Below are 2,978 nucleotides of genomic sequence, written 5' to 3' on the forward strand. Positions count from 1 at the left end.
GGGTTGTGGGGTAGGAGTTTGAGGGGGAGGCGTGGTTTTTTCTTGGATCATCTTTTCTTGGATACGGGCGAGCTCTTGGAGTTTTTGGGCATTTGCTTGTGCTTGATCGTCAATGGATTTTTGGATAGCGGCTAGCTTACTGGCAAAGTCGGTATTCATCTGCGTGATGAGCTGGTTGGTAGCGGCAATTTTTTGATCGAGTTGCTGGAGGGCGTTTTTATTGGTCTGTATTTGGGTTTTGAGGGTTTCTAGCAAGCTAGCTTGGCTTTTGAGCATGTCTGCTTGCATATCTTGGGTTGCCTTCAAGGATTTGAGGGCCTGATCGTGGCTATCCAGTGTGGTGGAAAAGTCATGCAACTTGGCTGCCTGTCCTTTAAAAAGATTATTGAGCCCATCTTGGTGTTGTGAAAGCGCATCAGCTTGGCTTTGCAAAGTGGTGAGGATATTTTCTAAATTCCGGTTGCTGGATTTGAGCGTGTTGAGCTCTTGTTTGGTCGCCCCACTTTGCAAATCAAAGGCAGAGGGCTCGGCACACAAAACCCCCAAAAGCCCCACACACAGCCCAAAACGCAACACCACAACACCCACCTAATCCACCACTTTAATATTCACTCTTCGATTCTTGCGGTAGCACTCTTTGGCTTTTTCTTGGCATGCCGGTTTGGTCTCTCCATAGCTGACAATCTTGATCATCTCTTTGGGGATGCCCTTAACAATCAAAGCCCGCTTGACGCTCAAGGCGCGTTTTAAGCCCAATGCGAAATTGTATTCGCCCGTGCCAAATTCGTCCGTATTGCCCTCTAAGAGGACTTTCATGTGCGAATTTTTGATTTTTTGCACACTCTCATCGATCACATCTTGCATGTCTGGGCGCACGCTGTATTTATCAAAGTCAAAGTAAATTTCCCCAATGATCGTGCCACTGGGAAAAGCCGCCTTAGGGGGCTCAGGTTGTGGGGCGGGCTCAGGCTCTGGAGCGGGCAGGCTCTGGAGCGGGGGTAGGCTCAGGCTCAGGTTGTGGGGCGGGCTTTGGGGCTGGGGTAGGTTGGGGTTGTGCCTGCTCTTTTTGCATGGTTTGATCCTGCTTGGGGGCAGGCTCTTGGGCTGGGGCGGGTTGCTCAGGAGGCAAAGTCGCTGGGGGCACATGGCGACCCGCACAGCCCACAACTAATAAACCAAGCAAAAAAACCCCCTTCATCGTTGCATTCATAGCTATCCTTGAAACTAATTTTCTGGAATTATATAACAAAACTTTAAAAAACCAGTGATCACCAATCAAAGGATTGGATGTTAATGCCCTTGAGTGGGAAAAGATAACTTTGGTTGTAATCTAGCAAAATCACCCCCAATGCGCTTTGTTGGGCTGCCTTTTTGACAAACATGATCGCCTTGCCATCTTCAGAGAAACGGGGCATTTGATTGACCCCACTAGCGGTCAAACGGCGGACATGGTTGCTTTTGAGCGTGATCATGTAAAGGTTGAAAGCACTCTGCCCGTTCTCATCGCGCTCTTCACGGCTCACAAAGGCGATTTTATTCCCAAAGGCACTCACCGAATCGTTGTTTTGGGCGTAATAGACCACTTGCTCGGCGGGGGCATCGGGGTTGAGTTTTTTGACATAAATATTAGGCTGACCCGATCGATCGGAGACAAAAACCATGGACTTGGCATGGTTAATAAAAATTCCAGAAACATCAATCCCGCTGTATTGAGTCAAGCGTTCTGGGGTTTTCTTGGTGGTGTCGTATAAAAAAATATCGGACTGCCCTTCAGGGGCTAGGGTCAAAAGCAACTTTTTGCCATCATGGCTCACACTAGAAACAGCGGCCATCCCCTCGCTTTGGGTGATGACCTCACTAGAGCCATCTTGGATATTGTATTTAACAATGGTGGGTTCTTGGAGATATTGCGTGTAATAAATCTCGGTTTGTTCGGTATTAGCCCATTTGGGGAAGAGATTTAACAAGTTGTTTTGGATGATGTCCTTTTGGTAGGTCAGCGTGTAGTCGGCTACCGCAATATTAGTAACCCCGGGCTCGATGTAGCGTGCAAAGACCACTAGGCGATTCATCCACGCCACAGAGGGCAATTTGAGGCTGGCATGGGCATCAGTGGCGACATGGTGGGCGATGAAGGGGTAGAGGGTTTTATCCTCAAAGGCGTAATCTTTGATGCTCTGCACATTCTTTTTTTGGACATCATGGATGCGGACATTCACTTGGGTGGGCTCTTCCATGTCTAATTCAATCAACAAACGCACGCCCTGAGAAGCCAGCGCGTTGTAATTGGGGTTATTGGGTTGTTGCAACCCACCCGTGATCACTTTAAAATGCCCGCTGATCTTCAAGTCAGCTAGGAGCATGTTATAAATTTTTTTGAGATAGGGGCTTTGGGGGTTGGTGTAACGCACCTCGACTTTGGAGAGTTTTTGGATGGTTTTGATAATGTCCAAATCCGCATCGGCAGCAAAGAGGCCAGAACACATCAGCGCAAGCCATAAAATCCGCATCATTAATCCTTTGTTTTAAAATTAACTTGGAGGGTGATTGCCCGTCTGCCCGGATAGGGGGGGAAGGTTTTGTTTTTTAGGGCATTTAAAAAGGTGAGCACTTGTTGGTTAAAATCAGCAAAAGGGGAGGGCTTGAGCATGCTAAATTGCAATTTGCCCTCCTCTGAAATATAGATCATCACGCTTGCTTGGGTTTTTTGGTAAAAGTGCAAATGCCATTGATCATCTAGGATTTTATAAATTTGTTGCACCCAAGCTTTAAATTCTTGATCGGATGTGTTTTCTTTTTGGGGCACTTGGAAATCGATGTCCTTTTTCTTAATGACCTGCAAATGCTCTTGAAAATTATTTAAACTGCTCTGCAAATCCTTAAAAGCCTGCTGGTGTTGGCTGAATTGAATCCCTTGTAACAATTCTTGGGCTTGGCGCATTTGCTGGATTTGCTCCTTGCTCATGCTGGGCTGGGGC

3 protein-coding genes and 1 pseudogene are annotated in these 2,978 nt (G+C 47.2%); all 4 read right to left on the minus strand.

Features of this window, described 5'->3' with window-relative positions; translation table 11 throughout:
- A pseudogene (locus tag C5684_RS07955) lies at positions 1-588 on the minus strand (hypothetical protein); the annotation flags it as partial.
- Positions 589-1,146 carry an OmpA family protein gene (locus C5684_RS07960; RefSeq protein ID WP_104639974.1) on the minus strand — a complete coding sequence of 186 codons (558 nt, stop codon included), beginning with the start codon at positions 1,144-1,146 and terminating at the stop codon, positions 589-591. It abuts the pseudogene before it with no gap.
- A gap of 122 nt (positions 1,147-1,268) precedes the next feature.
- A complete protein-coding gene (gene tolB, locus C5684_RS07965) occupies positions 1,269-2,510 on the minus strand; it encodes a Tol-Pal system protein TolB (protein WP_013890839.1) in 1,242 nt (413 codons plus the stop codon).
- A 2-nt stretch (positions 2,511-2,512) separates the two neighbouring features.
- On the minus strand, positions 2,513-2,978 hold a 466-nt coding region (locus tag C5684_RS07970), incomplete at its 5' end, for a TonB C-terminal domain-containing protein (RefSeq protein ID WP_199764526.1).

The organism is Helicobacter bizzozeronii (assembly GCF_900196775.1).
Taxonomy (GTDB): domain Bacteria; phylum Campylobacterota; class Campylobacteria; order Campylobacterales; family Helicobacteraceae; genus Helicobacter; species Helicobacter bizzozeronii.

Bases quoted from the DNA above. Each gene is read 5' to 3' on its own strand.
- tolB (WP_013890839.1), bottom strand. From the start codon at position 2,510: ATGCGGATTTTATGGCTTGCGCTGATGTGTTCTGGCCTCTTTGCTGCC.
- C5684_RS07960 (WP_104639974.1), bottom strand. From the start codon at position 1,146: ATGTGCCCCCAGCGACTTTGCCTCCTGAGCAACCCGCCCCAGCCCAAG.